We start from the raw sequence: 5,741 nt of genomic DNA on the forward strand, positions 1-5,741 counted from the left end.
AGTCAGCGCACTTCAGATAGGTCTTGCGCGTGTTCTTCCACGCCGCCGCCGGATCGAAACCCGCCACCAACCCGCCGCCCTTGCCGGTGAACGCGGCCATGCCGTGGCTCATCATGTAAGTGGGCGTATAGCTCGGCGGCGCCAGTGTTTTGGTGATGCCACACAGTTCAGCCACGTAAGCCTGCGGATCGGCCATGCGCTGGGCCAGCGCAGCATTGAAACGCGCCAGCTGCGCTTCATCCACGCTGTCGGCCACGCCGGCCTTCAACGCGCTGTAGGCGTCGTGGGCGCTGGTGTCGGCGACGCGTTGCTTGTCAAAGTGCGCAAACACGCCGGCCATGGTGAACAGGTCGGCGGCGTCGCGGTCGCGTCCGGCCTGCAGGCAGCGCGGCAACGCGGCCATCTGGTCGACGGGAGAGTCGGCAGGGGTGATGTCCTTCAATGCCGTGCACGGCAGTTGCCGGCTCGGCTGCAGGTTGCCGGTGGTGTCGTGGCGGGTCACCTGGGCTTGGGCCAGCAGTGGCAGTGCCAGCAGCAGAATGCCCAGCGCGGCGGTAAGGGGGGCGTTTCCTTGCATGCGATGCGTCCTTGTCGATTGAAACGGGGAGCCGACAGCGTCGCGCGCGGCAGCCCCCAATGCAAGCCCACGCGCCGCTCAGGCGAGCGCCGGCTCGCGTCGCAGCAGTGCCTGGAAAGCGCTCAACAGGTACGGATCGACCAGGCCGCCGGCGGCCTCCTCGAGAATGCGCATCACCTGCTCGCGGTCCATCGCATCGCGGTAGGGGCGGTCGCTGGTCATCGCATCCCAGGCGTCTACGAGGGTCAGGATGCGTGCGCCGAGCGGTATCGCTTCGCCACGCAGGCCATCGGGATAGCCGCTGCCGTCGAAGGCTTCATGGTGCGCGCGGATCAGTTGCGCCACGTCGGCAGCATCGCTGCGGCCGGTAGCCAGGAAAATGCGTTCGCCGTGCAGGGGGTGCTGGCGCATGATCGCCTGCTCGGCATCGTCGTGGCGGCCGCTGCTGAGCAGCACGTCGTCGGGGATGCCGATCTTGCCGATATCGTGGAAGCAGGCGGCCAGCCCGATCCGGTCGCAGTGCGCCGGGTCCAGTCCGCAGTGGCGGGCCAGCGAGGTGGCCAGCAGACCGACGCGGTCGCAGTGGCGGCGGGTGTAGGCATCGCGCAGTTGCAGTGACAGCGACAGCGCATCGATGGAGCAGGCCAGCGCGTGGCTGGGGTGCAGCGGGGAGGAATCGGTCACGGGAACTTCTTGCTGCGTCTCCCGGCGGCGGCTGCCGCCGGGAGACGGTGGAATCAATGCCGCTGCAGCTGGATGCCGTGCTTCTTGGCGTACGCGTCCTGGGCCGCGTCCAGGGCCTGCATTTCACCGTCGATCCGGTTGCCCACGGCCTGCAGCTTCTCGGCCAGCGGCATGATCTGCGCCTTGTCGTAGCCTTCCGGCAGCGCGGCCATTTCCAGCAGGATGGCGAACATTTCATCCGAGCTCTGCACGTAGGTGCGCAGCTTCTGGTGCACGTCCTTGGCATCGTCGGCCGGCGGCATCTGGTCGATCATGGCCAGGTACTGCTTCATCTCCGCGCGTGCACCTTCCAGGCCGGACTTGAACGTGGCCAGGCCCTTGCCTTGGCCCAGTGCCTTCTGCAGTTCTTCGCCGCGCGGGCCGATGGTCCACTGCTGCACGGTGGTGGCGGTRCCGTTCCACAGGGCGACGTTTTCGGTGAGGTATTCGCTGGCGGTCATGCCGCTGCCGCCGCCGCTGCAGGCGGTGAGCAGGGCCAGGCCGGCGGCCAGCAGCAGGGTGTGGAATCGTTTCAAAGCAACTCTCCTTGTCGCGGGCAATGAGCAGGGAAGACCCTCCGGCCCGCAGAAGCGGAGGGTCACAGGGGAATCAGTTGTAGAGCGTCAGCGCGGCGACAGCGTCAGCAGCAACGCCTTGGCGGCGCTGAAGCGATCTTCGGGCAACGGCAGCGGGTGCTTGATGCGCAGCTTGTCCGGGCCGTCCATCGTGTACAGCTTGGGCTGCTTCTGGATCATCTGGATCACCGCCATCGGATCGATCGTCGGCTTGGCTTCGAACACGATGCGACCGCCGTTTTCACCCAGCTCCAGCTTGCGCACGCCCAGCGTGTTGGCCTGCAGCTTGAGTTCGGCGATTGCGAACAGGTGCTTGGCCGGATCCGGCAGCAGGCCGAAGCGGTCGATCATCTCCACCTGCAGTTCGCGCAGTGCATCGGTATCGCGCGCGCTGCTGATGCGCTTGTACAGGGTCAGGCGGGTATGCACGTCGGGCAGGTAGTCGTCCGGGATCAGCGCGGGCACGTGCAGCTCCACCTCGGCACCGCGCGCTTCTTCGCCGGCATCCAGGTCGGGCAGCTTGCCCAGGCGGATGCTGCGGACCGCGCGTTCGAGCAGCTCGGTGTACAGGCTGAAACCGACCTCGGCCATCTGTCCGCTCTGGTCCTCGCCGAGCAGTTCGCCGGCGCCGCGGATTTCCAGATCGTGGGTGGCCAGGGTGAAACCGGCACCGAGCTCGTCCATCGAGGCGATCGCGTCCAGGCGCTTTTCCGCGTCCGGGGTCATCGCCCGCTTGTCCGGCACCACCAGGTAGGCATAGGCGCGGTGGTGCGAGCGACCGACGCGGCCACGCAGCTGGTGCAGCTGGGCCAGGCCGAAGCGGTCGGCGCGGTTGATGATGATGGTATTGGCGTTGGGAATGTCGATGCCCGATTCGATGATCGTGGTCGACAGCAGCACGTTGTAACGCTGCTTCTGGAAGTCCAGCATCACCCGCTCCAGCTCGCGCTCGGGCATCTGCCCGTGGGCGATGCCGATGCGTGCTTCAGGCACCAGTTCGGCCAGGTCACGCTGCATGCGGCCGATGCTTTCCACATCGTTGTGCAGGAAGTACAGCTGGCCACCACGGGCCAGTTCGCGCTGGAACGCCTCACGCAGCAACGCGTTGTCCCAGGCGGTGATGAAGGTCTGCACTGCCAGCCGGTTCGGCGGCGGGGTGGCGATGATCGACAGGTCGCGCAGCCCGGCCATGGCCATGTTCAAGGTGCGCGGGATCGGAGTGGCGGTGAGGGTCAGCAGGTGCACGTTGGCACGCATCGCCTTCAGTGCCTCCTTCTGGCGCACGCCGAAGCGCTGCTCCTCGTCCACCACCACCAGGCCCAGGTCCTTGAACTTCACGTCCGGCTGCAGCAGGCGGTGGGTACCGATGATGACGTCGATGGTACCGGCGGCCACCTTCTCCAGCTCGGCCTTGATTTCCTTGGTGCTCTTGAAGCGTGACAGCACTTCCACGCGCAGCGGCCAATCGGCGAAGCGGTCGCGGAAGTTGCGGTAATGCTGTTCGGCCAGCAGCGTGGTCGGCACCAGCACCGCGACCTGCTTGCCCGCACTGGCGGCGGCGAACGCGGCGCGCACGGCCACTTCGGTCTTGCCGAAGCCGACATCGCCGCAGACCACCCGGTCCATCGGCTGGCTGCTGGCAAGATCGCGCAGCGTGGCATCGATCGCGGCGAGCTGGTCGGGGGTTTCCTCGAACGGGAAGCCGGCCGCGAACGGTTCGTACATCGAACGGTCCACATGCAGCGCCAGCCCGGCACGCGCGCGGCGGCGGGCCTGGATTTCCAGTAGTTCGGCGGCCACGTCGCGGACTTTTTCGGCCGCCTTGCGCTTGGCCTTGGTCCATTGCTCGCCACCGAGCGAATGCAGCGGCGCGGTTTCGGCCGAGGCACCGGAGTAGCGGCTGATCAGGTGCAGCTGGGCGACCGGTACGTACAGGCGGTCGCCCTTGGCGTATTCGATTTCCAGGAATTCGCCGGGCATGCCGCCCGCATCGAGCACGATCAGGCCGCGGTAGCGGCCCACGCCGTGGTCTTCATGGACGATCGGCGCGCCTTCGGTCAGCTCGCCCAGGTCGCGGATGATCGCTTCCGGTTCGCGGCCGACCCGGCGGCTGCGACGGGTGGTGCCGGCGCGCTCGGGGAACAACTGGCGCTCGGTCAGCACCGCGATCTGCGGCGCATCCAGTGCGAAGCCGTCTTCCAGTGGCGCCACGGTGATCGCAAAGCGCGTCTTGGCATCGGCCAGGAACGTCGGCAGATCAACCGCTACCGGCGGCTTCAGTTCGGCTGCCAGCAGCACTTCCAGCAACGCCTCGCGGCGGCCGGGCGAATCGGCGGCGATCAGCACCCGGCCCGGGTAATGGCCGATGAAGGACTTGAGCGCTTCGCCGGCCGGTGCGTCACGCGCGGCCACCGGCAGCGGCGGCAACGGCTGGTCGCCCAGCGGCTGCGCGTCGGCGATGCGCGGGTGGTCGGCGTTCCAGATCTCGATGCGCGGCAGTGCATTGAGCTTGGCGCTCAGCGCCTCCGGGCTGAGGTACAGCTCCGAAGGCGCCAGCAGCGGCCGCTCCACGTCATGGCGGCGCTGTTCGTAGCGGTTGCCGGTCTGCGCCCAGAAGGCCGCCGCGGCGTCGCCCACGCCCACGCCGACCAGCGGCAGCACGTTCGGCTGCAGGTAGTCGAACAGCGTGGCGGTCTGGTCGAAGAACAGTGGCAGGTAATACTCGACGCCGGCCGGGGCCAGCCCGGCCTTGAGATCCTGGTACAGCGCGCTGCGCCGGGTATCCACGTCGAAGCGCTCACGCAGGGTGGCCAGCACCCGCGACACGCTCAGGTCGTCCAGCGGCACTTCACGACCGGGCAGCATCCGCACCGCGTCGACCTTGTCCAGCGAGCGCTGGCTTTCAGGGTCGAAGGCGCGGATCGAATCGATGTCCTCGTCCAGCAGCTCGATCCGCAGTGGCGCCTCGGCGCCCATCGGGAACACATCGAGCAGGCCGCCACGCACGGCGAAATCGCCCGGGTCCATCACCTGCGGCACGTTGCGGTAGGCGGCGGCCTCCAGGCGGCGCTTCTCCGCGTCCAGGTCCAGGCGCTGGCCGACCTTCAGGTCGAAGCTGCCACCGACGATGTACTTGAGCGGGGCCAGCTGCTGCAGCAGCGTCTGCACCGGCACCACCACGATGCCGCGCTTGAGCGAGGGCAACTGGTGCAGCGCGGCCAGGCGCTGGGAAATGATGTCCGGGTGCGGGCTGAAGGCGTCGTAGGGCAGGGTTTCCCAATCCGGGAACACCACCACCGGCAGGTCCGAGGCGCCGCCCAGCAGCGTGCGCAGGTCGGCTTCGATCTGGTTGGCGGTATGGTTGTCGCGCGCGATGAACAGCAGCGGCCCGTCATGGACCTCGGCCGCACGGGCGACGTACCACGCCAGCGCAGTGGCCGAAGCGGGAGCGCGCCACCAGGCGCGGAGCTGACCGGAACGTGGCAGCGGCGGTGCGGGATAGGAGGTGCGTGACATGAACCGGCGATTTTAGCAGACCGCGCGGTCAGGACCGTGTCAGCCCGTGGTGTTGCCGCTGGGCCTGCGCATCGCTCCGCTCACCGTTGCCCGTCCGGTGGCACAGCCCGGTAGGTACCGGCCGCTGGCCGGCACGCGCGCAAAAACCGTAGGTACCGGCCGCTGGCCGCCACGCGCGCAAGAACCGTAGGTGCCGGCCGTTGCCCGGTACGCGCGCAAAAACCGTAGGTACCGGCCGCTGGCCGGCACGCGCGCAAGAACCGTAGGTACCGGCCGCTGGCCGGTACGCGCGCAAAAACCGTAGGTGCCGGCCCTTGGCCGGCACGCGCGCGAGAACCGTAGGTGCCGGC

General features: G+C 68.0%; 4 protein-coding genes. All 4 read right to left on the reverse strand.

The window, feature by feature from the left end:
* Positions 1-577 (reverse strand): hypothetical protein (locus ACXJKH_RS13070; RefSeq protein ID WP_457319860.1); only part of this gene is annotated, 577 nt, incomplete at its 3' end.
* 78 nt (positions 578-655) lie between these two features.
* Complete coding sequence (locus tag ACXJKH_RS13075; protein ID WP_457319862.1) at positions 656-1,261, reverse strand: HD-GYP domain-containing protein; 606 nt, start codon at positions 1,259-1,261, stop codon at positions 656-658.
* A gap of 53 nt (positions 1,262-1,314) precedes the next feature.
* Positions 1,315-1,836 carry a hypothetical protein gene (locus ACXJKH_RS13080; protein ID WP_256776461.1) on the reverse strand — a complete coding sequence of 174 codons (522 nt, stop codon included), beginning with the start codon at positions 1,834-1,836 and terminating at the stop codon, positions 1,315-1,317.
* Between the two features lie 87 nt (positions 1,837-1,923).
* Positions 1,924-5,391: a transcription-repair coupling factor gene (gene mfd, locus ACXJKH_RS13085; RefSeq protein ID WP_457319864.1), complete on the reverse strand. Its 3,468-nt coding sequence runs from the start codon at positions 5,389-5,391 to the stop codon at positions 1,924-1,926.
* Positions 5,392-5,741 lie beyond the last annotated feature (350 nt).

This window comes from Stenotrophomonas sp. P5_B8 (assembly GCF_054049855.1).